Source organism: Nonomuraea cavernae, assembly GCF_014646355.1.
In the GTDB taxonomy this organism is placed as follows: Bacteria; Actinomycetota; Actinomycetes; order Streptosporangiales; family Streptosporangiaceae; genus Nonomuraea; species Nonomuraea cavernae.
This window is the reverse complement of the sequence record NZ_BMNH01000013.1, coordinates 97,416-122,066: the sequence shown is the minus strand read 5'-3', so window position 1 is coordinate 122,066 and position 24,651 is coordinate 97,416. Positions and strand designations below refer to the sequence as shown.

General features: G+C 71.7%; 21 protein-coding genes and 1 pseudogene. 15 read left to right on the top strand and 7 right to left on the bottom strand.

Translation table 11 applies throughout. From position 1 onward, the window contains the following. The first annotated feature begins 139 nt into the window (after positions 1 to 139). A complete protein-coding gene (locus IEY82_RS21540; protein ID WP_189125980.1) occupies positions 140 to 1,501 on the top strand; it encodes a glutamine synthetase family protein in 1,362 nt (453 codons plus the stop codon). 17 nt (positions 1,502 to 1,518) lie between these two features. Here IEY82_RS21540 and IEY82_RS21535 read toward each other — a convergent pair whose 3' ends face one another. Together IEY82_RS21535 and IEY82_RS21530 are read right to left on the bottom strand one after the other, a co-directional pair. Beyond that, positions 1,519 to 2,844 (bottom strand): WXG100-like domain-containing protein, encoded by a 1,326-nt coding sequence (locus tag IEY82_RS21535; RefSeq protein ID WP_189125979.1) that lies wholly within the window; start codon positions 2,842 to 2,844, stop codon positions 1,519 to 1,521. 3 nt (positions 2,845 to 2,847) lie between these two features. After that, the gene (locus tag IEY82_RS21530) at positions 2,848 to 3,177 is read right to left on the bottom strand and encodes a hypothetical protein (RefSeq protein WP_189125978.1); all 330 of its coding nucleotides are present in this window, start codon (positions 3,175 to 3,177) and stop codon (positions 2,848 to 2,850) included. A gap of 313 nt (positions 3,178 to 3,490) precedes the next feature. Between IEY82_RS21530 and IEY82_RS21525 the strand changes: the two genes are divergently transcribed. The 7 genes from IEY82_RS21525 (at position 3,491) to IEY82_RS21495 (ending at position 9,969) form a co-directional block, all read left to right on the top strand. Continuing rightward, positions 3,491 to 4,060 (top strand): hypothetical protein, encoded by a 570-nt coding sequence (locus IEY82_RS21525; protein ID WP_189125977.1) that lies wholly within the window; start codon positions 3,491 to 3,493, stop codon positions 4,058 to 4,060. A gap of 6 nt (positions 4,061 to 4,066) precedes the next feature. Next, a complete protein-coding gene (locus tag IEY82_RS21520; RefSeq protein ID WP_189125976.1) occupies positions 4,067 to 5,281 on the top strand; it encodes an SRPBCC family protein in 1,215 nt (404 codons plus the stop codon). A 42-nt stretch (positions 5,282 to 5,323) separates the two neighbouring features. Continuing rightward, positions 5,324 to 6,769 carry a hypothetical protein gene (locus IEY82_RS21515; RefSeq protein WP_189125975.1) on the top strand — a complete coding sequence of 482 codons (1,446 nt, stop codon included), beginning with the start codon at positions 5,324 to 5,326 and terminating at the stop codon, positions 6,767 to 6,769. Between the two features lie 11 nt (positions 6,770 to 6,780). Then, on the top strand, positions 6,781 to 7,038 hold the full coding sequence (locus tag IEY82_RS21510) for a hypothetical protein (RefSeq protein ID WP_189125974.1): 258 nt from the start codon (positions 6,781 to 6,783) through the stop codon (positions 7,036 to 7,038). Positions 7,039 to 7,351: 313 nt separating this feature from the next. Further along, positions 7,352 to 8,065 (top strand): PaaI family thioesterase, encoded by a 714-nt coding sequence (locus IEY82_RS21505; protein WP_189125973.1) that lies wholly within the window; start codon positions 7,352 to 7,354, stop codon positions 8,063 to 8,065. A gap of 179 nt (positions 8,066 to 8,244) precedes the next feature. Next, a complete protein-coding gene (locus tag IEY82_RS21500; RefSeq protein WP_189126064.1) occupies positions 8,245 to 9,102 on the top strand; it encodes an acyl-CoA desaturase in 858 nt (285 codons plus the stop codon). Between the two features lie 183 nt (positions 9,103 to 9,285). Next, positions 9,286 to 9,969: a type 1 glutamine amidotransferase gene (locus IEY82_RS21495; protein ID WP_189125972.1), complete on the top strand. Its 684-nt coding sequence runs from the start codon at positions 9,286 to 9,288 to the stop codon at positions 9,967 to 9,969. Between the two features lie 68 nt (positions 9,970 to 10,037). Here IEY82_RS21495 and IEY82_RS21490 read toward each other — a convergent pair whose 3' ends face one another. From IEY82_RS21490 to IEY82_RS40375, 3 genes and pseudogenes are all read right to left on the bottom strand, one after another. Next, on the bottom strand, positions 10,038 to 10,997 hold the full coding sequence (locus tag IEY82_RS21490) for a hypothetical protein (protein WP_189125971.1): 960 nt from the start codon (positions 10,995 to 10,997) through the stop codon (positions 10,038 to 10,040). 22 nt (positions 10,998 to 11,019) lie between these two features. After that, positions 11,020 to 14,505: a serine/threonine-protein kinase gene (locus IEY82_RS21485; protein ID WP_189125970.1), complete on the bottom strand. Its 3,486-nt coding sequence runs from the start codon at positions 14,503 to 14,505 to the stop codon at positions 11,020 to 11,022. 84 nt (positions 14,506 to 14,589) lie between these two features. Next, positions 14,590 to 14,706: pseudogene (locus IEY82_RS40375) on the bottom strand (hypothetical protein); the annotation flags it as partial. 330 nt (positions 14,707 to 15,036) lie between these two features. Here IEY82_RS40375 and IEY82_RS21470 point away from each other — a divergent pair. The 4 genes from IEY82_RS21470 to IEY82_RS21455 all read left to right on the top strand — a co-directional run bounded on the left by IEY82_RS21470 (position 15,037) and on the right by IEY82_RS21455 (position 19,957). Further along, positions 15,037 to 17,967, top strand: coding sequence for a bifunctional [glutamine synthetase] adenylyltransferase/[glutamine synthetase]-adenylyl-L-tyrosine phosphorylase (locus IEY82_RS21470; RefSeq protein ID WP_189125969.1), 2,931 nt, complete (start codon positions 15,037 to 15,039; stop codon positions 17,965 to 17,967). A gap of 74 nt (positions 17,968 to 18,041) precedes the next feature. After that, positions 18,042 to 19,076, top strand: coding sequence for a hypothetical protein (locus tag IEY82_RS21465; RefSeq protein ID WP_189125968.1), 1,035 nt, complete (start codon positions 18,042 to 18,044; stop codon positions 19,074 to 19,076). Between the two features lie 32 nt (positions 19,077 to 19,108). Beyond that, positions 19,109 to 19,648, top strand: a complete 540-nt coding sequence (locus IEY82_RS21460; protein WP_189125967.1) for a GNAT family N-acetyltransferase — start codon at positions 19,109 to 19,111, stop codon at positions 19,646 to 19,648. A gap of 39 nt (positions 19,649 to 19,687) precedes the next feature. Then, on the top strand, positions 19,688 to 19,957 hold the full coding sequence (locus IEY82_RS21455; RefSeq protein ID WP_263648398.1) for an SDR family NAD(P)-dependent oxidoreductase: 270 nt from the start codon (positions 19,688 to 19,690) through the stop codon (positions 19,955 to 19,957). A gap of 113 nt (positions 19,958 to 20,070) precedes the next feature. Here IEY82_RS21455 and glnA read toward each other — a convergent pair whose 3' ends face one another. Together glnA and IEY82_RS21445 are read right to left on the bottom strand one after the other, a co-directional pair. Next, complete coding sequence (gene glnA / locus IEY82_RS21450) at positions 20,071 to 21,495, bottom strand: type I glutamate--ammonia ligase (protein WP_189125966.1); 1,425 nt, start codon at positions 21,493 to 21,495, stop codon at positions 20,071 to 20,073. Positions 21,496 to 21,592: 97 nt separating this feature from the next. Continuing rightward, the gene (locus tag IEY82_RS21445; protein WP_189125965.1) at positions 21,593 to 22,429 is read right to left on the bottom strand and encodes a hypothetical protein; all 837 of its coding nucleotides are present in this window, start codon (positions 22,427 to 22,429) and stop codon (positions 21,593 to 21,595) included. Positions 22,430 to 22,505: 76 nt separating this feature from the next. Here IEY82_RS21445 and IEY82_RS21440 point away from each other — a divergent pair, with 76 nt between their 5' ends. The 3 genes from IEY82_RS21440 (at position 22,506) to IEY82_RS21430 (ending at position 24,598) form a co-directional block, all read left to right on the top strand. Continuing rightward, the gene (locus IEY82_RS21440) at positions 22,506 to 22,967 is read left to right on the top strand and encodes an RDD family protein (RefSeq protein WP_189125964.1); all 462 of its coding nucleotides are present in this window, start codon (positions 22,506 to 22,508) and stop codon (positions 22,965 to 22,967) included. A gap of 69 nt (positions 22,968 to 23,036) precedes the next feature. After that, positions 23,037 to 23,648, top strand: a complete 612-nt coding sequence (locus IEY82_RS21435; protein ID WP_225263560.1) for a TetR/AcrR family transcriptional regulator — start codon at positions 23,037 to 23,039, stop codon at positions 23,646 to 23,648. Further along, the gene (locus IEY82_RS21430; RefSeq protein WP_225263561.1) at positions 23,645 to 24,598 is read left to right on the top strand and encodes a glycoside hydrolase family 113 protein; all 954 of its coding nucleotides are present in this window, start codon (positions 23,645 to 23,647) and stop codon (positions 24,596 to 24,598) included. The genes IEY82_RS21435 and IEY82_RS21430 overlap by 4 nt, the downstream gene beginning before the upstream one ends. Positions 24,599 to 24,651 lie beyond the last annotated feature (53 nt).

Sequence of the window (24,651 nt, the reverse complement as noted above, 5' to 3'; positions counted from 1 at the left end):
CGAGACTGACTGCTTGATCACAGTAGGTCGGGCCGGACGGTTTGTCAGCGAGGCTCGCACCGGCACCCCCCGTAACCTGTGCGAAACACGGACACGGCATGCTGATAGGAGACCAGCACTGTATTCACAAGGGGACGCCTTGGATCGCCAGCAGGAGTTCGTGCTCCGCACGCTCGAGGAACGCGACATCCGGTTCATCCGGCTCTGGTTCACCGACGTGCTCGGCTTCCTCAAGTCGGTCGCGATCGCGCCGGCCGAGCTCGAGGGAGCCTTCGCCGAGGGCATCGGCTTCGACGGCTCGGCGATCGAGGGATTCGCCCGGGTCTACGAGGCCGACATGCTGGCCAAGCCCGACCCGGCGACCTTCCAGATCCTGCCGTGGCGCAGCGAGACGCCCGGTGCCGGGCGCATCTTCTGCGACATCCTGATGCCCGACGGCTCCCCGTCGCACGCCGACCCGCGCTGGGTGCTCAAGCGCGCCCTGGCCAAGTGCGCCGACATGGGCTTCACCTTCTACACCCACCCCGAGGTCGAGTTCTTCCTGCTGAAGAACCGTCCCGAGCCGGGCCAGCGGCCGGAGCCCATCGACTCCGGCGGCTACTTCGACCACACCCCGCACAGCTCCGGTCACGACTTCCGGCGCCAGGCGATCATGATGCTGGAGTCGATGGGCATCTCGGTCGAGTACAGCCACCATGAGGGCGCGCCCGGCCAGCAGGAGATCGACCTGCGCTACGCCGACGCGCTGACCACGGCCGACAACATCATGACCTTCCGCCTGGTCATGAAGGAGGTCGCGCTGGAGCAGGGCATCTGGGCGTCGTTCATGCCCAAGCCGTTCACCGAGCACCCCGGCTCCGGCATGCACACGCACATGTCGCTCTTCGAGGGCGACCGCAACGCCTTCTACGAGGCCGGGGCCGACTACCAGCTGTCCAAGACCGGGCGTTCGTTCATCGCGGGCCTGCTCAGGCACGCCGCCGAGATCACGGCCATCACCAACCAGTGGGTCAACTCCTACAAGCGGCTGTGGGGCGGGGCCGAGGCCATCGCCGGCCAGGGCGGTGAGGCGCCGTCCTACGTGTGCTGGGGCCACAACAACCGCTCCGCGCTCGTACGCGTCCCCATGTACAAGCCACACAAGGGCGGCTCGACCCGGATCGAGTTCCGGTCGCTCGACTCCGCCTGCAACCCCTACCTGTCCTTCGCGCTGATCCTGGCGGCCGGGCTCAAGGGCATCGAGCAGGGCTACGAGCTCCCGCCGGCCGCCGAGGACAACGTCTGGACCCTGACCAGCGCCGAGCGGCGGGCCCTCGGCATCCAGCCGCTGCCGGGCTCACTGGACGAGGCCATCGCGGTGATGGAACGCAGTGAGCTGGTGGCCGAGACGCTGGGTGAGCACGTCTTCGACTTCTTCCTGCGCAACAAGCGGGCGGAGTGGCGCGAGTACCAGCGCCACGTCACCGAGTACGAACTGGGCCGCTACCTGCCGGTGCTGTAGGCGGGGGGGCCGGCGACTCAGGGGATCGTCCAGGTCACGGTCCGCGTCAACGCGCCATGGGAGCGGTAGGACCTGGCCCACCCGAGGGTTTCGAAGCGTCCGTTGTCGTCGTCGGCTGCTCCGGTGGCGGCATCGGTCTCTCCCTTGTTGAAGTTGTACCGCTCTTCGGCGTGGATGGTGATGGTCATCGTCGCCTGGTTGCCGCTGACCTTGACATCGGCGTTGCCCCACTGCACGTGTCCACCGAGCGTCTTATCCCAGTTTTCCGTTTCGGCGGCTGTGTGAAGCACTCCACCCGTCATCTGGAAGTCGGTGCGTCCACTTTCTCGGTAGAGGCGCACGGCCTCGTCCTTCGCGGTTTGGATCCCTTGATCGACCTTTTCCCGGATCCCCCTGTCCTCGGTGTAGGCCCGTTCGTAGTCGATCTCGAAATCGGTGCCGGAGCCCGCCGCGTAGTGCTCGTAGGCGGCGAGCCCGTCCTTGAGATCGGGACGGATCAACTGGGCGCCGCGTAACCTCGCCCGCCAGGCGTACCAGCTCAGGTAGTCGCCTGGAGTCGGCTTCACATCAGGGTCATACGGGAAGTGATGGTCATAGCCGAACACCTGAGGCTGTCCACTGCCGAAGCGGTAGCCTTCTCCGCCGGGAATGCCGTCTCTGGGGCCCATCGGGGGAGGCGAATGCTGGGCCGGGGCTTCTGCGACCAGCAGCGCTGAGGTCGCCAGCAAGCTTGTGCGCACAAGCTTGCTCCGGTTCGGCACGCTGACGAAGGTGGGGGCTTTGGCGCCGAGTATGCGGCGCAGGCGGGTCTCCACCGCGCGGATCAGCTTCCGGCCGAAGGCCTGTTCGAGCCTGCGGCGCAGGGTCGCCACCGCCTTCCTGGCGAACGCGCGCAGGACGGTGATGGTGCCCCGGGCCTTGATGGCCGCGAGGCCGCCGGAGACCACCGCCGCGCTCGCCGCCCAGACCAGCGCGAAGAGCACGTAGGTCGCGAGCACTAGGAGAACGCCCTTGAGGATCTCGACGATCCTGGCGAACAGGTCATGGCCGTCGGCCAGGGCGTGCAGGGAGGCCGCGAGGCTCTTCAGGTGGCCGGCCTGGTCGCCCTCATCCTGGTAGTCGGCCCAGTAGGCGTTGAGCTCGTCGATGTGGTCACCGGAGTTGTTCGTGGCGGCGTGCTTGATGGCGCCGTCAGCCGCCGGGTTGACCTCGTTCGTGAGGGAGGTGGCGCAGGTCCGGAGGGCGGCCCCGCACGCTCGGAGGTGGTCCTCGTCCTCTTGTGGCCATTCCACGCCGAGCAGGCTGAAGGGTGACTGCAAGTGGGCCGGAAGGGTCAGTGCCATCGGTCAGAGCGAGGGAACGTCGGGCGCCGCCCTGGGCGGGTCGACGATGGCCTGGGCGTCGAGCTCGCTTTTGTGAAGGGTGTGAGCCATCGTCTGGATGCCCTCGCCGGTCAGTTGGAGGTTGCCGTGCAGCCGCTCACAGGCCTGCTGGAGCAGATCGATGATCCCGTCCATGGCCGTCCCGGTGACACTGCCCGCCCATGCCGTCTCACCAGTGCCATGTACGACCGCGAACGCGGCTTGGGTGCGCCGCTGGAACTCTGCTGAGACGTCCATCAGGTGCCGCCCCGCCTCCTCCAAGGGCCCGTGGTCGAATCGTAGGACGGTGCTCATCGTTCAGCTCCCACGGTGGTATCCCATGTTGATCATCGACCTTAGCGGCCATGCACGGTTTTATCGAGACTCGCGGAATTCGAGCACCAAGACGGCTCGGACAGGACGTGGGCGCGATGGGATGGCCTGCGCGGGGCCGTCGTCTCCGGGTAGCCGCCAGGCAGGATATTGGCCCGTTTTGTGTGCTTATGCGTTTTTTGTCCGGTTAGCTGGGCACGGCGAACTTGGACGAGGAACGTGAGCATCTGTCGACGATCGGGTGGCTCTCGTGGGTCACCCTCCAAGGACGGTAACCATGAAATGTGGGGCAAAGGTGGCGTTGGCCGTCGCCGCGGGATACTTCTTCGGGCGCCGCCGCAAGCTGCGTGCGGCGGCCACCCTGGCCGTGGCCGGCGTGGCCGGCGGGCTGAAGGCACACAAGGGCGAATTGCTGCAGAAGGGGCTGCAGGCACTCGGGTCGCCTGAGCTGAACCAGGCCGCCGACCGCATTCGCGGTGACCTGACGGAGGCGGGCAAGGCCGCGGCCGTGGCTGTGACGAGCAAGCAGATCAACGCGCTCAGCGACATGATCCACCAACGGGCCGAGGGGCTGCGGCAGGTCGCCGAGCCTGCCGGGAAGGCTGCCGAGACGGCGGGGAAGGCTGCCGAGACGGCGACTGAAACGGTTTCGAAGGCACCTGGGGCCGGCTCGAAGGCGTCCGAATCCGGTGAGGCCGGCGAATCCGGTGAGGCCGGTGAGACCGGCCAGAGCGGCGAGACTGGCGAGCCCAAGGCGGCCGAGGCCGCCGATCAGGGCGAGCGTCAGGAAAAGGGCCAGGAGGGCGAGGCTCAGCCGAAGGAGGAGTCCGTTCCCTCTCAGCGTGGCGCTCCGGTATCGAGGTGATCCCTGATGACACAGGAATCGAAGGAGCCGCAGGGCGTCGTCGGGGCGCTCCCTCTGGATCGGCTGTCGAAGGAATGCCGGGGCCTCGCGGGGGCCATCGGAGCGAAGATGCTGGGCTCGGTGACTGACAAGGTCACAGGGGTTACCGGCAGGCTGACCAACTACGCCGAACGCGGCGATGATCCCGGCGCGAGCACTGCCCCGAAGGGTGCGGAGGCGTCCGAGGAGACCTCGGAAGCGCCGGAGGGGAGCGCCTCCGAGGGGCCGGGAAGTTCCGGCGGGCCGGGAAGGAACGCCGAGGAGTCGAAGGAGGACTCGCAGGGGCCGGGGGAGAACACGCCGGAAGAGGAGGGGAAGGGATCCTCCTCCAAGCCCGGTGTGCTGAGCCGGGCCGGGAAGGCGGTCAAGAAGGTCGTCGGCCGCGACGGCAAATCGGCAGGCCGAGCGGAAGGCGACAAGACCAGGGTGACGAACGTGGTCGAGTTCCTCGACGTCGGCGCCCCGATCAGCGTGGTCTACAACCAGTGGACGAATTTCGCGGACTTCCCGAGCTTCATGAAGAAGGTCGAGAACGTGAAGCAGGAGTCCGACGAGGAGCTGACGTGGAAGGCGCAGATCTTCTGGTCACACCGGACCTGGAAGTCGAAGATCATCGAACAGGTGCCCGACCAGCGGATCATCTGGCGCTCGGAAGGCGCGAAGGGATACGTCGACGGCGCGGTCACCTTTCATGAACTCACGCCCACCCTCACCCGGATCGTCCTCGTCCTGGAGTACAACGCGCAGGGGTTCTTCGAGAAGGTCGGGAACCTGTGGCGCGCACAGGGCCGGCGCGCGCGCCTGGAGTTCAAGCACTTCGGACGCCATGTCATGACGCAGGACCTGCTGCATCCCGAGGAGATCAAGGGCTGGCGCGGCGAGATCCACGACGGTCAGCTCGTCAAGGACCAGGACGGCGAAGCCGCGGACGCCGAGCGGCCCGAGGGTGAGTCGGAGGGCGAACGGTCCAAGGGAGAGCAGCCCGAGGGCGAACGGTCCGAAGGAGAGCGGCCTGAGGGAGAGCAGCCCGAGGGCGAACGGTCCGAAGGAGAGCGGCCTGAGGGAGAGCAGCCTGAGGGAGAGCGGCCTGAGCAGGAGGCGTCCCAGGAGGATCGGTCAGAAGACGAGCGCTCCGGCGAATCACAGCGCGAGGCGGAGCCCGCGGAATCCCAGTCCCGCTAGAGGCCTCCCGAGCCCATCCACGTTCGGGGAGAGGAACACGTCATGTCCGACGATCTGCCAGAGGCCGCCACGGATCTCTCAGGCCCTCCGGAGCAGCCGCCCGCGCGGACTGGCCGGCCGCAGCAGAACGGGCTCGCGGACCCGGACGTCCTGCTGCGAGTGCCCACGGTCAAGGTCGAGAAGATCAACCTGGAGGTGGAGGACCTCCGAGCGCGCGTCTCGCTCGAAGCGGACGTGCTCGATCTGCTGAGACTGCACGTCGGCGTGGACGTGACGTTGGGGCGGGTCAATCTCGAGATCGTCGGCGTGGAGGCCAAGGCGCTGCTGAAGGTACGGCTCGACAACGTCGCCCTGATCATCCGGGATGTGCTGAAGACGATCGACAACAATCCGCAGATGCTGAACAACCTCACCTCGGCGGTGGGGGCGGCCACCCGTGACGTCGGCGCCGGAGCCGGCCGGGCCGTCGGCGAGGTGGGGAGGAGCGCGGGTTCGGCGCTCCAGGGGACCGTCGAGTCCGTGGGTGACGCCGCCCGCGACGTCGTGGGGCAGGTGCCGGAGACCGCCCGCTCCGTCACCCAGACCGCCGGCGGCGCCGTCCACGACGCGTCGTCCACCCTTACGCCACCGCCGGCTCCGGTGTCCTCCGCGACCCCGCAGCCGGGAGCGGCCCAAGCGCCCGCCCCGCCGCCGTCCGCACCGGACGTTCAGGACGAGGCCGGTCGAGACCGGGGCGAGCGCGAGCCGTCCGGCCCTGAAGAACGCGAAACCGAACCCCCCTCCGAGGAGGCGGAGGCCCGCACCGAGCGCGGGGAGGAAGCGAAAGCGCCGACAGATGTCGAGGGCGGTGCGGAGGGTGAGGGAGAGCCCGGCGAGAAGAAGCCCACAGGCGAAGCGCCTCCCACAGCCGAGGATCACCCCGAAGCCCAGACCGAACACGACGAGGGTCGCGCCCAGGGCGAGGCCGAGGGTCCCGCCGAGGACGAGGCCGAGGACGAGGCCGAGGATCGACCCGAAAGCCGGGCGGAGCGTGACGAGAGCCAAGCCGAGGCTGAGGGCGGTGATGAGGACCGCGCCGAGGATAACGGCCAGGCTGAGGGTCGCCCCGAGGATAACGGCCAGGCTGAGGGTCGCCCCGAGGAGCAAGGCCAGGCTGAGGGCGGCGATGAAGGCCGCGCCGAGGACGAGGCCGAAGGGCACGCCGAGGGCGAGGCCGAGGGGCGTGACGAGGATCGTGCCCAGGATGGCGGGCCGGGGCGTGAAGGGGAGGCCGGTGAGGACGCCGGTGCCGGAGAGCGGGACGAGGGCGAGGAGGCCCGCGCAGCGGAGCGCGCGCAGGAAGGCGACGACGGCGGTGGCGAGGGGCGTGCGGGCCCCGAGGCAGGGGAACGGCAGGCGCTGGGGCCGGCGTTGAAGGGGCTGGGGAAGGCGGTCCGCAAGGCGGGCATGCGCCGGTTGCGGGACGTGACCGGCAGGAAGCGGTCCTGAGGGCAGCGCGGATGAGCGACAGGCGTCCCGACGCGTGGTTGACGGCGACCGCCGACATCGTGTTCGCCGCCACGGTACGAGCCGACCGGCTGCGGTTCGAGGAGGCGCCCGAGACGGCGGTCACGTACCAGGGCGAGCAGGAGTCGGGTGACGGCAGCCGCCGCGACGGACTGCCGGATCGCGTGGCGGAGCGAGAGGTCTACCGCGCGATCCGGGTCGACTACGTCATCGCGTCCAGGGCCCGGCCGCGGCGGGGCCGGAGCATCTAGAGACACTTCGAGGTCAGCCCGGTCGTCGGCAAGACCAACGGCGACCTCGGCCAGTGGTCGAGCGGCGGGGCGTCTCACGTGTGTGAGATCGGCACTTGTGTCCCCCAGGTCACATGCGTGCAATTAGAGTTCCGTATCTTACGGAAGCACGGCATGAAGCTGTGGCCGGTTTTAGGGCGTTGTGTCCCTGTGTCGGTCGATGTGAGGGCACCCTGGCGGACCTGGTCAAGTGGGGCTCAGGTAAAATCGGTCTGTTTTATTCCAAAATTGTGGTTCTTCGTCACCATGGGTGGCGAACAGAGGAGGGTGTGGCATGACGACGGCTGCCCTGCAGACCGTGTTGACCGTTCCCGAGCGTTTCCGGGGGCCGGATGGAGCCGCCAACGGCGGCTGGATAGCCGGGTCCATGGCCGACGCGCTCAACGGCAGCCGATCAGCCGTCGAGGTCACGCTCCACGCCCCCACCCCCTTGGAGACCGAGCTCCGCCTGGAGCACGTCGCCAACAGCGTCTCCCTGTCCGACGGCGACCGGCTGCTGGTCGAGGCCATCCCGGTGGCCGAGGACCTGACCGCTCCCAAGTTCGTCCCGTTCAACGACGCCGCCCGGGCCGAGGCGGGATTCGCCGGCCGGCACGGGCACGCGTTCCCCGACTGCTTCGCCTGCGGGCTGCGCGAGCCGGGCGACGGGCTGCGCGTCTTCCCCGGCCCGGTCGAGGGCACCGACCTGGTGGCCGCCGGCTGGCGGGTGCCGTTCACGGTGGCCGACGGGGACGGCGTGCCCGCCTCGATCATGGGCGCGGCGCTCGACTGCGTCACCGGCTGGGCCCACTTCCGGCCCGGTGAGTCCGCGCTGCTCGGGCGGCTGGCCGTGCAGATGCACCGGCGGGTGCACCCCGGCGGCGCGTACTCGATCGTGGCGCGCGCCACCGGCCGCGAGGGGCGCAAGCTGTTCGGCGAGAGCGCCGTCTACGAGGTCGACGGCACGCTCGTGGCCGCCGCGCGCGCGACCTGGATCGCGCCACGCTGAGCGCGCCCGGATCGCGCCACGCTGACCGCGACCGCCGTCTTTGCCGCGAGCTGACAAACTCGCGGTCGCGAATCGTGCGCGGAGCCCACAGCGCCGCGCCGTGGAGCTGACTAGCGTCAGCGCACGTGACCGTTTCCCGAGACCTCGCCGCCACGCCGGTGCCGTGGTTCGAGCGGGTCATGGTGGCGCTGTTCGTCGTCGTGCCGTTCCTGGCCGTGCTGGTGGCGGTGCCGTTCGCCTGGGGGTGGGGGGTGGGCTGGCGCGACCTGGCGATCGCGCTGGTCTTCTACCTGGTCACCGGGTTCGGCATCACGGTCGGCTACCACCGGCACTTCACCCACCGGTCGTTCGCCGCTCCGGCCTGGCTGCGGGTGGCGTTCGCGCTGGCCGGCGGGATGTCGCTGCAGGGGCCGGTGATCAGGTGGGTGGCCGACCACCGCAGGCACCACAAGTACGCCGACCGCGAGGGAGACCCGCACTCGCCGTGGCGCTACGGCACCGGCGTGGTCGCGCTGGCCAAGGGCCTGCTCCACGCGCACGTCGGCTGGCTGTTCCGGGCCGAGCGCACGTCGAGGCGGCGGTTCTGCCCTGACCTGCTGGAGGACCGGCCGATCAGGCTGCTCTCGCACGACCTCGCCTACGCGCCCGTCGTGCTGGCGAGCATGGCGCTGCCCGCACTGGCCGGTTGGGCGACCGGCGGCTCGTGGCTGACCGCGCTGTTCTGGGGCGGACTGGTACGCGTCTTCGTCCAGCACCACGTGACCTGGTCGATCAACTCGATCTGCCACACGTTCGGCACGGCGGAGTTCGCGGTCAGGGACCGCTCGCGCAACGTCTCCTGGCTGGCCGTTCTGTCGCTCGGCGAGTCATGGCACAACCTGCACCACGCCGACCCGACCTGCGCCCGGCACGGCGTGCTGCCCGGCCAGGTCGACCCCAGCGCCAGGCTGATCCGGCTGCTGGAGCGGCGCGGCTGGGCGACCGATGTCCGCTGGCCGCAGCCGGCCAGGCTGGACCGGCTCAGAGCCCTGACGTGAGCCGGTCGGCCGGGACGTGGCGCGCCCTCGGGCCCCGGTAGTCCTCCGGGGCGGACGTGGCCGCGCTCTTGGGCCTCGGTAGTCCTCCGGGGCGGACGTGGTGCGCCCTCCGGCCTCGATGCTCCTCCGGCGCCCGAAGTGACGTATGTCCATGACCGTGGGGTTGCATATAAATTGTCCGTTATGCGGATCACGGTCATCGAGCACGAGGCGGACACCGGGCTGGGGTACCTGGCCGACTGGCTGGGTACGGCCTGCGACGTCGTCCGGCCGTACCTTGGCGAGGAACCGCCCGCGCGGGCGGCCGACGGGCTGATCGTGCTCGGCGGCGAGGCCGCCGCCTGGGAGGACGAGGACTACCCCTGGCTGCCCGCCACCCGCGACCTGCTGCGAGACTCCGTCGCCGATGGCACGCCCACGCTGGCCATCTGCCTGGGGGCGCAGTTGATGACGCTGGCCTGCGGCGGGACCGTCGAGCGGGGCGGCGCCGGGCTGGAGGTCGGCCTGTGCGAGGTCTCCGCGCTGCCGGCCGCCGCCACCGACCCGCTGCTGTCCGGGATCGGCGTCGCCGTGGCGATCCAGTATCACCGCGACGCGATGACGCGGCTGCCCGAGGGGGCCGTGCCGCTGATGACCGGGGCCCTTTACCCCAACCAGGCCTACCGGCTCGGCGAGAGGGCCTGGGCGGTGCAGTTCCATCCCGAGACCACGCCCGAGATCTTCGCCTCGTGGACCGCGGCCTCGGGGCTCGACTCGGCCGAGCGGCTCAACGCCGAGGTCGAGGCGGGCGAGGACAAGCTGATCGCCACCTGGCGGCCGATGGCCGAGGCGTTCGCCGGCGTCGTCAGGGCCGCCGCCCAGGGCTGAGCCCGGCTGTCATGGTCGAGCCTCGCCGCCCGCCGCTGAGCCTCGCCGCCCACGGTTGAGCCGGCCGGTCACGTGTACTCGGCCCGCCACGAGACCCGCGCCCTGAGCTCGCTCTTGACGGAGAACACGCCGCCGCTGACCACGCCCACGGCGCGGCCCACCCGGCCCGGGCCCTTGGCGGGGGTCCAGCGGCCGTTCGGCTTCCGGTACTCGATCCGTACGCTGCCGGCACCGACCTTGGCGCCGGTGGACCGGTGGACCGTGCCGGTGTGCAGGAGGCACGCGACCGTGTTCCGGCCGCTCACCTGTGCGGTCGACCTGCTGGTGGCCGTGATGTCGGCGTCGATCCGGGGCCGGGAGAACGCGGCGACGGTGACCGGCACGCTCTGGCTGACCGCGGTCTCGCCGTCGCGGCCCCCGATCAGCTCGGCGCGCACCCGCCCGGTGGTCGGCGTGCTGATCTCCGCGCTGAAGAGGCCGGAACGCCATTCGGTGACCGCTTCACCGATCTCCTCCCAGACGACCGGCACCGCGGTGGCCGTTTCGCCGGTCTCCAGCCCTTCGCCCGGGTCGAAGGCCCGGAAGGTGATCGAGACGAGCTGCCCGCCGTACGGGAGGGCGGCGGAGCCGTCGCGGATGAGCAGGCGACCGGAGGCGACAGCGATCTCACCCGCCGCGATGTCGCGCGGGACGACGTCGAACTCGGAGAAGTGCGCCTCTCCCAGGGGCGGGCCGCCGCAGACCAGGAAGGGCAGGTCGGTGAACACGTGGCCGGTCTCGGCCGTGGCCCGCCAGAGGCCGGACCGGTCGCGCGGACCGAACCGGTGCGTGGCTCGCCAGGCGCCCTCTCGCGGACCGGGGGCGAAGCGCAGCCGGGTGAGGGAGCCGTCGGGCGCGGCGAGTGTCCCGGCCGGCTCGGCCCCTCCCGTGAGGATGGCCTCGACGGTGGCCGTCGCCCCGTCAGGTCCCAGCCGGATCGGGTCCGGTGTGACGGTGATGTCCTCGACGAACGTCTCATGGCGTGGCATCGGCGATCCTTAGCGGGCGGGGTCAGCAGACCTTTCGGGCGGGCACGTCGCGGATGTGACGGCTCCAGTCCTGGGCGGACAGGGTGGTCCCGGCGCGGGCGCAGACGGCCGCGGCCACGGCCGAGGGGGTGACCGGCAGGCTCCGCAGGGCTCCGTCGGTCCCGAGGCTGTGAAGGGTGCCGCCGTCGGGAGCGAAGGCCAGGGCCAGGATCCCGCCCGCGTGCGCGGGGACCGGCCGGCCGGTGAGGCCGCCGTCGGCGACGTTCCACAACCAGATCCGGCCGGTGGGCCCACCGGCCGCCAGGAGCCGCCCGTCCGGGCTGAAGACGACCACCTGGAACTGGTCGAATCCCTCCCCGGCGCCGGACAGCCGCCGCACCCGGTCCAGCGTGGCCGCGTCCCACAGGTCCACCCCGACCTCGGACCAGCCGGTGGCCACGAGGGCGCCGTCGGGGCTGAAGGCCAGGCCCAGCACGCCGTCGGCGTCCGGGCCGAACGGCCGCTGCCGGACGCTCCTGGGCGACAGGGTGACGACCCCGCTGTTGGCGGCCCCGTTGACCGCCAGTCGCCGGCCGTCCGGGCTGAACGCCATCACCTCGCCACCCGGCTGGGCGAGCGTCTCCAGTGGGACGCCGCGCCGCGCGTCCCAGAGCTGCGCGCGGCGCCAGGTCCCGGTCACGGGGGCGACCGCGAGCACGTCGTTCGCCGGGCCGAAGGCCAGCCCCCTCACCTGGCCGGCGTCGATCGGCAGGGTCCGCTCCAGGGTGCCGTCGGCAACGTTCCAGACGGACACCCGGGCCTGGTCGGGCGTGCTGACGGCGAGCAGCCGGCCGTCGGCGCTGAACGACATGACGGTGCCGGGCAGCGCCGCGCCGCCCAGCCGCCGCGGCGGCGCGCCCGCCGCCGGCAGCCGCCGCAGCTCGGTGCCCTCCGGCCCCTGCAGCGCGGCGTATCCGGCGCGCGGCCCGAACACCCCGGACACCGCGCGCGGGACCAGCGCGGCCGGGTCGGTCAGCCCGGCCAGGTCCAGCACCACCACGGTGCCGTCGGACAGCAGGCAGGCCAGGCTGCGGTCACCGGCACCGAAACGCGGGTCGCCGCTCACGGCCCGGACGGGATGGTTCATGAGCCGGACGCCCTCACGCGACCACACGCTCACGGCGCTCCCGTCATACGTGGCCAGGTAGCGGCCGTCCGCGTTGAAGCTCATCGCCACCGGATCGGCGCCGCGCAGCCGGGGGCCCGTCCATCGCGCCGCCGCGAGGTCCCAGAGGCGCACGTCGGGGCCGTCGGCCAGGGCCAGCGTCCCGCCGTCGGGGGTGACGGCCGCCGCCACGCCCTTCGCCGGGCCGGATCCGCCGGGCGTGGACACCGCCCCTCGCGCGTCCCTGACCCGGTAGCCGCGGTCCCGCAGCAGCTCGATCCGCGTACCGCCGCTCACTTTCAGGTCGGCCAGGCCGGTGGCCGAGCCCGTCAGGCGTGGCGGGCCGCCGCCCGCGAGGCGCCAGATCCGCCACTCGCCCGCCGGCGACAACGTGACGAGACCGTCCCCGGTCGCGTCGAAGGCCAGGTACGAGGCGCCCGCGCCGAAGGGCGGCCCGCTCGGCCGCCCGGTCGTCAGGTCCCAGAGCCGGACGGAACGGCGTCCGCCGATCGCGAGCGTCCGTCCGTCCGGGCCGAGCGCGATCATCCGGGCGTCCTCGCCGATGCCCGTCACCTCCCCGGCCAGACGGTGCGTGGCCACGTCATAGACGCTCGCCCGGCCGCCGCCCGCCGCGACGAGCGTGCTCCCGTCCGAGCTGAGGTCGTAGACGGCGGCGCCCTGCCGGGGCGGCGGCCGGAACACGTTGAGCTCCCGCTGGGCCAGCGACCCGCGCAGCTGCGCCAGCACCCGAGGGTCGCCGGGGGCCAGCCGCCAGGCGGCGACGCTCAGCAGCATCGCGGTGACCGGCTCGGTGGCCCGCAGCCGGTCCGCCTCCTCGGCGGTTCGCCTGGCGGTGCTCTCCACCCGCTGGGCGGCGTCCGCCGTACCGCGCGCCACCAGGATCGACACCGTGCCGATCACGACGGCGAGGAGCGCGGCGACGCCCGCCCTGACCTGCCTGCGGGACCGGCCCTGGGCCCGCTCCCGCGCCTCCGACGTGTCCAGGAACGCCCGTTCCAGGCGGTTGGCGGTGAGATGGCCGTCGCGCTGGGCCGCCCAGTCCAGCGCGGTCCGCAGGGCCGAGCCGCGGTAGAGGTCGGCGGGGTCGCGGCCGTTGGCCCGCCAGCGCATGGCCGCCTCGTTCAGGCGGGCGTGCACCCGCAGCCGCTCGCGCTCCTCCTCGACCCAGCCGCGCATCCGGTCCCAGGCGCGGATCAGGGCCGGGGCGGCCAGCGTCATGCTGCCGCCGGCGTGCTGGAGCAGGTCCTCGCGGACGAACGCGCCCAGCACCCGCCGCACCCGGTCCGGCGGGACCGTGCCGTCCAGGAGATCGCCGACGCCCGCCCAGCGGAGCGTGTCGTCCAGGCCGTCGCCGGCCGGCACCAGCCGGAGCAGCAGGCCGGGCACGAGAGCCCGCTCCTGCGGGCCGAGCCGGGTGTAGACGCCCTCGGCCACCTCGCCCAGCGGCCGCTCAGCCGGTCCGGCGCGCACCTCGGGCGGCCGGCGCACCGCCCGCGCCGCCTCGCTGCCCGCCGCCAGCAGCGCACCGGTGCCGTCACCACGGCCGAGCAACGCGGCCAGCAGCTCCCTCGCGTCCGGACGCCGCCTCGGGTCGTCGGACATCGCCGCGTCCACCAGCCGCCGCAGCGTCCCGTCCAGGGCGGACAGGTCCGGCCGTCTGGTCACGATCTGGTGGTACGTCGCCGCCGGCGTGTCGGCGACGAACGGCGGCCGTCCCGTGGCCGCGAACAACACCACCGCGCCCCACGCCCACACGTCGGCCGCGCGGCCGGCCCGCTCGCCGCGCACCCGCTCCGGCGACAGGTAGGCCGGCGTCCCGATGGGCACCACGCCGTCGTCCGTGACGGTCGCGCCGTCCAGCCGGGCGATGCCGAAGTCGATCACTTTCGGCCCGTCCGGGCCGAGGACCACGTTCTCCGGTTTGAGGTCCCGGTGAACGACCCCCGACCGGTGGATCGCCGTCAGCGCCGTCGCCACCCCCGTGGCGAGCCGATGCAGCTCGACCGAGTCGTACGGGCCGCGCTCCCGCACCGCCCGCGACAGGCTGGGGCCGTCGACGTACTCGCTCACGATGTACGGCTGCGCCGCCTCCAGGTCGGCCGCGATCACCCGGGCGGTGCAGAACGGCGCCACCTGGCGGGCGGCGGCGACCTCCTTGACGAACCGGCCCCGTGCCTCCTCGGTGCCGCCCCGGTCGAGCCGCAGCAGCTTGACCGCAACCCGTTCCCCGCTGGGCCCGTACGCCTCGTGCACGACGCCCTGCCCGCCCGCGCCGAGCCGCCTGCCCAGCCAGTAGCCCCCGAACTGCCGTGCCTCCTGCTGGACGAACGGTGCCTGAACCATCGCCTCCTCCGCCGGCCGGCCGGTGCGCCGCGTCTCCCCGCGCGTGCCGGACTCCGCCGCGCGCGATGCCGGTCCACCCGCAGGTTACGGAGTACCCCGGCGCCGGCGCCCCAGGGAACGACCTAGGGATAACCCTGGATCATGCCGAGAGCCGCGCCTGGGATCCGCGCGCGTGAGGTCCGCGCGCGTGAGGTCCGCGCGCCTGAGGTCCGCGCGCCTGAGGTCCGCGCCGGGTCAGGATGTGCGCCAGCGCGTGGACGCCGCCCAGCACCAGCGGGAAGGCCGCCGTCGCGGCCCCGGCGGCGGGACCGCCGCTGACCGGCACCCCGGCGGCCCGCAGCCGTCGCCACGCCCACACCGTGAACGGGATCACCACCAAGGGCGCCGTCACCGCGCCCGGCGTGCACCGCCCACGCCGCCAGCAGCCCCCACGTCACCGTCGCCGGAACCATCGCGACCCTCCCTCAAAACACAACGCAACGTTGCGTTTTACTTTAGGCCTTCACCAAGGCGGGCTGTCAAGATGGAGGGGTGCCAAGGATCGAGTCCACAGCCGCGCGCCTGGCCAAGCTCGGGTTCGCCGACGGAGCCGCCGCCGCCCGGCTGGCCCACCAGGCCGGAGCCGAGTTCGACGAGCTGCTGGAAGATCTGGTCGACGTGGCCGATCCCGATCTCGCGCTGGCCACGCTGACCCGGCTGGCCGAACGCGCGCCCGATCTCGCCGCCGCCCTGCGCGCCGACGAGCGGCTCAGGACCCGCCTGCTGGCCGTCCTCGGTGTGAGCGCCGCCCTGGGCGACCACCTGGTGCGCCATCCCGGGCAGGTGGCGCTGCTGGGCGTGCCCCGGCTCCACGACGCCCGCGCCGAGCTGCTGCGCGCGGTCGGCGCCGAGCCCGGCGACGACGAGCCACGCGCGACCGTCGCCGACGCCCTCGTGGCGCTGCGCGTCGCCTACCGCGGCCGGCTCCTGCACCTGGCCGCGCGCGACCTGACCGGCCAGGCCACGCTGCCGGAGGTGACCGCCGAGCTGTCCGACCTCGCGGGCGCCGCCCTGGAGGCCGCCCTGGCCATCGCGCGGGCCGAGGTCGACGCCGGCGACGTACGGCTCGCGGTGATCGGCATGGGCAAGGCCGGAGCCAGGGAGCTCAACTACATCAGCGACGTCGACGTGATCTTCGTGGCCGAGCCCCGCGACGGCGCCGACGAGACCAAGGCGCTGCGGGCCGCCACCAGGCTGGCCCAGGCCATGATGCGGGCCTGCACCGTCGCCACGCCCGAGGGCTCACTGTGGGAGGTCGACGCCGGGCTGCGGCCCGAGGGGCGATCCGGGCCGCTGGTGCGCACGCTGGCCAGCCACCTGGCCTACTACCGGCGCTGGGCCAAGACCTGGGAGTTCCAGGCGCTGCTCAAGGCCCGGCCGATGGCCGGCGACCTGGAGCTGGGCGGCGCCTACGTCGAGGCGGTCAACGACCTGGTCTGGACGGCCGCCACCCGGGACAACTTCGTCGAGGACGTCCAGGCCATGCGCCGCCGCGTCGAGGCGCATGTGCGGGCCGAGGGGGAGCGGCAGATCAAGCTGGGGCCCGGCGGGCTGCGCGACATCGAGTTCGCGGTCCAGCTGCTCCAGCTCGTCCACGGGCGGCTCGATCCGCTGCTGCGCCGCAAGGCCACGCTGTCGGCGCTGGCCGCCCTCTCCAGGGGCGGTTACGTGGGGCGCGACGACTCGCGCGGCCTGGCCGAGGCCTACACCTTCCTGCGCCAGGTCGAGCACCTGCTCCAGCTGCACCGGCTGCGCCGTACCCACGTCCTGCCCGCCGACCCCGCCGACCTGCGCCGGCTCGGCAGGGCACTCGGCATGCAGGCCGACCCGGTCGGAGAGTTCACCGAACGCTGGCGGCGGCACGCCAGGGAGGCCCGGCGGCTGCACGAGAAGCTCTTCTACCGCCCGCTGCTCCAGGCGGTCGCCCGGCTGCCCGAGACCGAGACGCGGCTGTCCACCACGGCGGCGGCCGCCCGGCTGCGCGCCCTCGGCTACGTCGACCCCGAGGGGGCGCTGCGCCACCTCGCCGCGCTCACCTCCGGCGTCTCGCGGCGGGCCGCGATCCAGCGCACGCTGCTGCCGGTCATGCTCGGCTGGTTCGCCGACACGCCCGACCCGGACGCCGGGCTGCTCGGCTTCCGGCAGGTCAGCGACAAACTCGGGGCCACCCCCTGGTACCTCCGGCTGCTGCGCGACGAGACCGCGGTGGCCGCGCGGATGGCGCGCGTGCTCGGCACCAGCCGCTACGCGACCACCCTGCTCATGCACGCCCCCGACGCCGTCGCGCTGCTGGGCTCCGAGGACGAGCTGGCGGTGCGCCGCTCTGACGCGCTGCCGGCCGAGGCGTCGGCGGCGGTCTCCCGCCACGCCGGCGCCCCCGAGACGGCCGTCGCCGCCGTCCGGGCGCTGCGGCGCAGGGAGTTGTTCCGCACCGCCGTCGCCGACCTGTTCGGGCTCATCGACATCGAGCAGGTCGGGGTCGCCCTGTCCACACTGAACGACGTGACGATCCAGGCCGCCCTCGACGCGGCGATCAGCAGCCACGGCCCCGGCGGGGTGCCCACCCGGTTCGCGGTGATCGCCATGGGACGGCTGGGCGGCATGGAGTCCTCCTACGCCAGCGACGCCGACGTCATGTTCGTCCACTCGCCCGAGCCGGGCGCCCCGGAACGGGAGGCCACCGACGCCGCCCACGCCATCGCCAACGAGCTGCGCCGCCTGCTCAGCCTCCCCGCACCCGACCCGCCCCTGCTCATCGACCCCGACCTGCGCCCCGAGGGCCGCCAGGGCCCGCTGGTGCGCACCCTGGCCTCCTACGAGGCCTACTACGCCCGCTGGTCGTCGTCGTGGGAGTCGCAGGCGCTGCTGCGCGCCCGCTTCTCGGCCGGCGACGCCGAGCTGGGCGCCGCGTTCGTCTCGCTCGCCGACAGGCTGCGCTACCCGGCCGGCGGCCTGCCCGAGGAGTCCGTACGCGAGATCAGGCGGCTGAAGGCCAGGATGGAGGCCGAGCGGCTGCCCCGCGGCGCCGACCCCGCCCTGCACACCAAGCTGGGCCCCGGCGGGCTGTCCGACGTCGAGTGGGTGGCCCAGCTCCTGCAACTCCGCCACGCCGGCACGGTCCCGTCACTGCGCACCACCCGCACCCTGCCCGCCCTGCGCGCGGCCGTGGCCGAAGGTCTGCTGGACGCCGCCGACGAGGCGGTGCTGGCGCAGGCCTGGCGGTTCGCCTCCCGCGTCAGGGACGCCGTCATGCTGGTCAAGGGACGCCCCGGCGACAGCGTCCCGGGCGACGCCCGCGAACGCGCCCGCATCGCCCAGACCCTCGGCTACCCGCCCGACGGCTCGGAGGACTTCCTCGACGACTACCGCCGCGTCACCCGCCGCGCCCGCCGCGTCGTCGACCGCGTCTTCTACGGCTCCTGACGGTCCTCCCCGTCACGTGCGGTCCGTTGCGGCCGGTGCCCTCGCGGGTGTATCAAGGCGCGGGGTGATCGCTCTTGTTATCCGTTTACGTTGATCTCGGCCTCGGCCTCGTGCTGTCGTTCCTGCTCCTGTCACTGCTGGTGAGCGGGCTCAACGAGGCGTTCGTGCGGCTTCTGGCCATCCGCAGCAAGTTCCTGTGGGCCTACCTGCGCGACACCATGGACGGCAGTGACGCCGAAGGCAGGTCGTGGCTGCCGGCCAGGGCGCGCGACGTGTTCGGCGCGCTGCCGTTCGCCCGAGACGCCCGGCCGGTCCACAGCGACCAGCCGGCGCCCGTCGAGACGGCCGAGTTGCCGGTGAGTGAGACCAAGGCCGAGGACGTCATGACGAAGCTGCTCTACGAGCGGGTTCGCGAGATCGACCATCCGAAGACCGGCCGCACCAGCATCGCCGACATCCCGCCGGGCCGGTTCGCCGGCGCCATGATGGAGATGGCCGCCGCCGACCCGGGCAGCGTCGACGGGCTGCTGGAGAAGCTCAGAACGATGGGCAGCCCGCTCCACGGTCACCTCAAGGGCGTGTGGGAGTCCGCCCAGCGCGACCTGGACCGCTTCAGGCAGGGCGTGGAGACCTGGTTCGACGCCGAGATGCAGCGGCTGTCCATGCTCTACCGCCGCTACGTCAAGTGGGTCGTGGCCGTGCTGGGCCTCCTCGTGACGCTGCTGTTCACCATGGACGGCCTCGAGTACGCCAAGACGCTGCTGCGTGACAACGCCTTCCGGGCCTCCGTCGCCGCCGTGGCCGAGGCCGGCCCCGACGCCTACACCGAGCTCAAGACGCGGTGCGAGCAGTCCGACCCGGTGCCGTGCATCACCGACACGCTCAGCCAGCCGGCCCTGGTCAAGGTGTTCGACCACGCGATCGTCAGCCTGTCGATCCCCGAGGAGGGAGATCCTGCCATCCACTGGAACGGCGCCACCTGGTGGGACCGGCTGACCACGCCCAGCCACTGGCCCGGCTACCTGCTGACGTACGTCGCGCTGCTGTTCGGCGCGCCCTTCTGGTGGGACCTGTTCCGGCGCATCACGGGCATCAGGTCGCGCCGCTGAGCCGTACACCAGGACTGTCCTATCTTTGATCAATGGAGACAGAGCGGCTCATCATGCGCAGATGGCGCGACGACGATCGGGCGCCGTTCGCGGCCATGAACGCCGACCCCGAGGTGATGGAGCACTTCCCCGCGACGCTGACCCGGGCGCAGAGTGACGCCTTCGTCGACCGCATCGAGCAGCGCTTCGACGAGCTGGGCTACGGCCTGTGGGCGCTGGAGGTGCGCGCCACCGGGGAGTTCGTCGGGTTCACCGGCCTGGCCCGGCAGACGTTCGAAGCGCACTTCAACCCGTCGGTGGAAGTCGGCTGGCGGCTGACCCGGCACGCCTGGGGCCACGGCTACGCCATCGAGGCGGCCCGCCGGGCGGTGCGTCACGGGTTCGACGCCGGCCTCGACGAGATCGTCTCCATGACCGCCGCCGGCAACCTCCGCTCCCGCGCCGTGATGGAACGGCTCGGCATGACCCGCGACCCGGCCGACGACTTCGAGCACCCGCACATCCACTCGGCCAGCCCCCTCCAGCCCCACGTCCTCTACCGCCTCACCTCCGATCAGGTGACGCGCGGCTGACCGGGATCGTCCTGGCCGCCGCCCGCCGGTGCCGGGGGATTGCCGGTCCGAAGTCCGCCGGAATGGCCGGTCGATCTGATGGACCCCGAAGCGCCCGGCCAGGTCGTGGAGCGGGCCGTGGCGGAGTTCGGGGGGCTCGACATCCTGGTCAACAACGCCGGTGGCAGGCCGTCCGGGGTGGCTCTGCCGCGTTTCCCCTTCCTGGCCCCGGCCGACGAGGACTGGCGGGTCAAATTCGAGTTCAACCTGTTCTCAGTCGTGCGCTTCGTCCGGGCCGCCATCCCGCCGATGCTGGCGCGCGGCGGCTAGGGCTTCCGGCAAGAACGGCCCGGCACTGATCACTTGGGTTCAAGGGATCGGTGCCGGGCCGTTCTGTTCGGCCGACGTCGCTCAGCGACGACGAAGGCCGGGAAAGCGTGCCGTCACACGTCGTAGTAGAGCTCGAACTCGTGCGGGTGCGGGCGCAGGCGGATCGGGTCGACCTCGTTCTCGCGCTTGTAGGCGATCCACGTCTCGATCAGGTCGGGCGTGAACACGCCGCCTTCGAGCAGGTAGTCGTGGTCGGCCTCCAGGGCGTCGAGGACCTCGGAGAGCGAGCCGGGGACCTGCGGGACCTGGCGGGCCTCCTCGGGCGGCAGCTCGTAGAGGTCCTTGTCGACCGGCTCCGGCGGCTCGATCTTGTTGCGGATGCCGTCGAGACCCGCCATCAGCATGGCCGCGAACGCGAAGTAGGGGTTGCACGACGGGTCGGGCACCCGGAACTCGATGCGCTTGGCCTTGGGGTTGGAGCCCGTGATCGGGATCCGGACGCAGGCCGAGCGGTTGCGCTGGCTGTAGACCAGGTTGACCGGCGCCTCGTAGCCCGGGACCAGCCGGTGGTAGGAGTTGACCGTCGGGTTGGTGAACGCCAGCAGCGACGCCGCGTGCTTGAGCAGGCCGCCGATGTAGTAGCGGGCGGTGTCGGACAGGCCCGCGTAGCCCACCTCGTCGTAGAAGAGGGGCGCCCCGTCCTTCCATAGCGACTGGTGGCAGTGCATGCCGGAGCCGTTGTCGCCGAAGATCGGCTTGGGCATGAAGGTGACCGTGTGGCCGTACTCCATGGCGGTGCTCTTGATGATGTACTTGTAGAGCATCAGGTTGTCGGCCGTCTTGAGCAGCGTCCCGAACCTGAAGTCGATCTCGGCCTGGCCGGCGGTGCCCACCTCGTGGTGCTGCATCTCGACGTCGATGCCGCACTCGATGAGGTTGCGGACCATCTCGGAGCGCAGGTCGGTGAAGTGGTCCATCGGCGGCACCGGGAAGTAGCCGCCCTTGTAGCGCGGCTTGTAGCCGAGGTTGCCGCCCTCGGTGGCCTTGCCGGTGTTCCAGGCGCCCTCGATGGAGTCGATGTAGTAGTAGCCGGCGTTCTGCCTCGTCTCGAAGCGGACGTCGTCGAAGATGTAGAACTCGGCCTCGGGGCCGAAGTAGACCGTGTCGGCGATGCCGGTGCCCTTGAGGTATTCCTCGGCCTTCCGTGCCACGTTGCGCGGGTCACGGCTGTAGGCCTCGCCCGTCAGCGGGTCGTGCACGAAGAAGTTGATGTTGAGCGTCTTGTGATCGCGGAACGGGTCGAGCACGGCGCTCGTCGGGTCGGGCAGCAGCAGCATGTCCGACTCGTGAATCGCCTGGAAACCGCGGATCGACGAGCCGTCGAACATGAGGCCGTCGGTGAAGACGTTGGCGTCGAAGTTCTCGACCGGGAAGGTGAAGTGGTGAGTCGTCCCCGGCAGGTCGGTGAACCTGACATCGACGAACTGCACTCCTTCGTCCCTGATGAACTTCAGGACGTCGTCGGCGGAGTTGAACACTCTCGAAACCTCCCAGTGCGAACCGGCTATCAGGCCGACGCTAAGTCGTGGCCGTTTCCGAACGGTGTCCCGTTTGTTTCGCATGTGTTAAGCGGGCTCACGTGGGGTCCGAGGCCTGGCAGCCTTCGCGTTCCGGCCGGTCCAGCTCGTACGGATCGGACGGCGGGCCGCTGGGCGCCACCGAGTCGGGCGCCGAGTCGTCGTAGACGAGCAGATAGTTGATCTTCACCCGGACGCCCGTGTGGCCCTCCTCCTTCGCCGCGGCCAGCGTGGTCCTGCCCTTGACCTTGATGACGTCGGTCGCCAACTCCGCGGTCTTCGGGGCGAAACTGGCCACCCAGGTGCGGCTGTCGAAGTCGTCCTTCGTCCCGTGGTCCAGGTTCTCGCGGAACGCGCCGCGCTGCGCGGGGTCGAGCGCCTTGATGAAGGCCGCCGGTCTGCCTCCCATGAGCGTCGCGTGGTCGAGGTAGGCGGCCGCCAGCAGCTCGCGCGTCCGCTTCAGCGCCTTGGCCACGTCCTTCTCCGACAGGCCGCCGAGCGCCGTCGCCGGTGGCATGACGAAACCGGTGATTCCGTCCGCGTACGTCTCGGCGGGTGACCCGGCGAACGGCCCCGCCGCCCAGGGCGCGGAGCTCACCGGCAACGTCTCCTCGGGCACGGGGCCCGCCGCCTGCCGGATGGCCGAGAGCACGTCGGGGCGGAAGGCCACGACGAGGCCGCCGGCCAAGAGCACGGCGAACACCACGGCGACGGCGAGCAGGACGCGCGGCGTCCGCCGTGGAGGTCCGGCGGGTGTGGCACGCCTGGCGGATCTGGGGGAGCGCGACGCGCGTGCCGCCTTTGCGGCCGCCGTGCGCATCCGGCGCCGCTCGTCGTCGCCGATCTGCGAGACGAGCGCGTCGAAGCGCGCGTCAAGGTCATCCCCGTGTGACATGACGAATATCATGACCGCCTCGTGACGCGAATGGGTCACAATCCGGACCGGCCCGGCGGCCGGATACCGTGGAGGCATGAGCGGCAACGAACCCCGGTGGACGCAGACCTGGCTGGGAGGCGTCCGGTCGGCCGGAGTCGACCTCGGATACCCGGGCCAGCGCCTGGGGCTGCCCGAGGAGGGCAGCGGCGCGATCGCCGGATGGGGGCGCCGGATCCTGGCGCTGGTCATCGACTGGATGATCTGCACCTGGCTCGTCACCCAGCTCCTGCTGGGAGTCGATCCGGCCCGGTCGCCGTGGGTGCCGGCCCTGGTCTTCGCGGCTCAGTATCTCGTGCTGGTGGCGTTGATGGGCCAGACGTTCGGCCACCGTCTGGCCGGCATCAGGGTGGCCGCTATGGACGGCGGTGACCCCCGGCTGGTGCCGGTGCTGGCCCGCACCGTGCTCCTCATCCTGGCCGTGCCCGCGCTGATCTTCGATCGCGACCACCGCGGACTGCACGACCGCGCCTCCAACACGATGGTCGTCCGCATGTGACCCTCCGTTCGTCTCACAAAAAAGCGTACCGGGTTTGAAATTGAACCCGGTACGCTTTACTCTTGCCGCATGATGGCAGGTCTCAGGGAGCGCAAGAAGGAGCAGACGCGGCGGCGGATCGCCGAGGCGGCGCTGCGGCTGTTCGCCGAGCGGGGCTACGACGAGGTGACCGTCAACGAGGTCGCCGAGGCGGCCGGGGTGGCGAAGGTGACGCTGTTCGCCTATTTCGCGACCAAGGAGTGCCTGGTCCTCGACGAGGTCAAGGAGGACATGGCGCGGATCGTGACCGAGCGTCCTCCGGGTCTGTCGCCGCTCGGCGCGCTGCGCGCGCACTATCGCGCGTTCGCCCGGGAGGCGCCGGGAGTCGACGCGGAGAGCCTGCTGACGCGGGTCCGGGTGATCTCCGGCAGTCCGGCGCTGCTCGCCGGGGTCCACCAGGCGCACATCGGTCAGCGCTACGAGCTGGCCGCCGCGCTGGAGCGCGAACCTGGCGACCTGATCGCCCATCTCCTCGCGGCGCAGGTCACCGCCGTGGTCACCACGCTGCAGGAGCAGTTCTTCCATCGGCTCGCCTGTGGGGCGTCGCTCGCGGAGGCCGGGCGGCGGCTGGCCGACGAGGTCGATGTCGCCTTCGATCTGCTCGACCACGGATTCGCTGCAAGCTATGGAGATAAATCATGAAAAAGGGGATCAACTATGACACCGGGTTCCTGCCCGAACCCGGCCGGTCACGCCACGCGTTCGACGCCGAGACCGTCAGGCGCGACATGCGGGTCATCGCCGGCGACTTACACTGCCAGGTCGTGCGCGTCTCCGGAGCCGACCCCGAGCGGCTGGGCACCGCCGCCGAGCTGGCCGCCGAGGCCGGCCTCGAGGTCTGGTTCGCGCCCTTCCCGGTGGACGTCCCCGCGCCCGGCATGCTCGCCCTGTACGCCGACTGCGCCGCCCGCGCCGAGGCGCTGAGGCGCGGCGGCGCCGAGGTGGTGCTGGTCACCGGCTGCGAGACCACCGCCTTCGGCCCCGGCTTCATCCCCGGCGACGGCTACGGCGACCGGCTCGGCGCGATGATGACGGCCGACATGGACTGGTGGCGGTCGCTGGCCGGCATCATGCCCCGGTTCAACGACTTCCTGGCCGAGGCGGCCGAGACCGTGCGGCCGCTGTTCGGCGGCCGGGTGACCTACGCCGCGGCCCCGTGGGAGTTCGTCGACTGGAGCCCGTTCGACCTGGTCGGCGTCGACGCCTACCGCGCCGCCTACAACGCCGACGGCTTCCGCGAGGAGCTGCGCGGCCACTTCAAGCACGGCAAGCCCGTGGCGGTGACCGAGTTCGGCACCTGCCCCTACCGCGGCGCGGCCGACCAGGGCGGCAGCGCCTGGGTGGTGCCCGACGGCGCGGTGCCCGACGAGCAGGAACAGGTCCGCTACCTCACCGAGCTGCTCGGCGTCTTCGAGGAGGAGGGCGTCGACACCGCCCTGTGGTTCACCTTCGCCGGCTACACCCGGCTCGGCGCCGACGACCTCGGCTCCTACGGCGTGGTGCGGATGGTCGACGAGACCCGCTGGGAGCCGCGGGCGGTCTTCCACGCCATGGCGGCTATGTACGGGCGCAGGTCAGCTTCTCAGCCCTGAAGGGGCTGAGCTTGCAGTTCCTCGCCGTCGGTGGCTTTGACGGTCTGGTCCGC

What these genes read in the sequence shown, in the direction of transcription:
- IEY82_RS21535 (WP_189125979.1), bottom strand. Translation starts at nt 2,844, where the DNA reads ATGGCACTGACCCTTCCGGCCCACTTGCAGTCACCCTTCAGCCTGCTC.
- IEY82_RS21530 (WP_189125978.1), bottom strand. Translation starts at nt 3,177, where the DNA reads ATGAGCACCGTCCTACGATTCGACCACGGGCCCTTGGAGGAGGCGGGG.
- IEY82_RS21520 (WP_189125976.1), top strand. Translation starts at nt 4,067, where the DNA reads ATGACACAGGAATCGAAGGAGCCGCAGGGCGTCGTCGGGGCGCTCCCT.
- IEY82_RS21515 (WP_189125975.1), top strand. Translation starts at nt 5,324, where the DNA reads ATGTCCGACGATCTGCCAGAGGCCGCCACGGATCTCTCAGGCCCTCCG.
- IEY82_RS21510 (WP_189125974.1), top strand. Translation starts at nt 6,781, where the DNA reads ATGAGCGACAGGCGTCCCGACGCGTGGTTGACGGCGACCGCCGACATC.
- IEY82_RS21505 (WP_189125973.1), top strand. Translation starts at nt 7,352, where the DNA reads ATGACGACGGCTGCCCTGCAGACCGTGTTGACCGTTCCCGAGCGTTTC.
- IEY82_RS21500 (WP_189126064.1), top strand. Translation starts at nt 8,245, where the DNA reads ATGGTGGCGCTGTTCGTCGTCGTGCCGTTCCTGGCCGTGCTGGTGGCG.
- IEY82_RS21495 (WP_189125972.1), top strand. Translation starts at nt 9,286, where the DNA reads ATGCGGATCACGGTCATCGAGCACGAGGCGGACACCGGGCTGGGGTAC.
- IEY82_RS21490 (WP_189125971.1), bottom strand. Translation starts at nt 10,997, where the DNA reads ATGCCACGCCATGAGACGTTCGTCGAGGACATCACCGTCACACCGGAC.
- IEY82_RS21485 (WP_189125970.1), bottom strand. Translation starts at nt 14,505, where the DNA reads ATGGTTCAGGCACCGTTCGTCCAGCAGGAGGCACGGCAGTTCGGGGGC.
- IEY82_RS21460 (WP_189125967.1), top strand. Translation starts at nt 19,109, where the DNA reads ATGGAGACAGAGCGGCTCATCATGCGCAGATGGCGCGACGACGATCGG.
- IEY82_RS21445 (WP_189125965.1), bottom strand. Translation starts at nt 22,429, where the DNA reads ATGTCACACGGGGATGACCTTGACGCGCGCTTCGACGCGCTCGTCTCG.
- IEY82_RS21440 (WP_189125964.1), top strand. Translation starts at nt 22,506, where the DNA reads ATGAGCGGCAACGAACCCCGGTGGACGCAGACCTGGCTGGGAGGCGTC.
- IEY82_RS21435 (WP_225263560.1), top strand. Translation starts at nt 23,037, where the DNA reads ATGATGGCAGGTCTCAGGGAGCGCAAGAAGGAGCAGACGCGGCGGCGG.
- IEY82_RS21430 (WP_225263561.1), top strand. Translation starts at nt 23,645, where the DNA reads ATGAAAAAGGGGATCAACTATGACACCGGGTTCCTGCCCGAACCCGGC.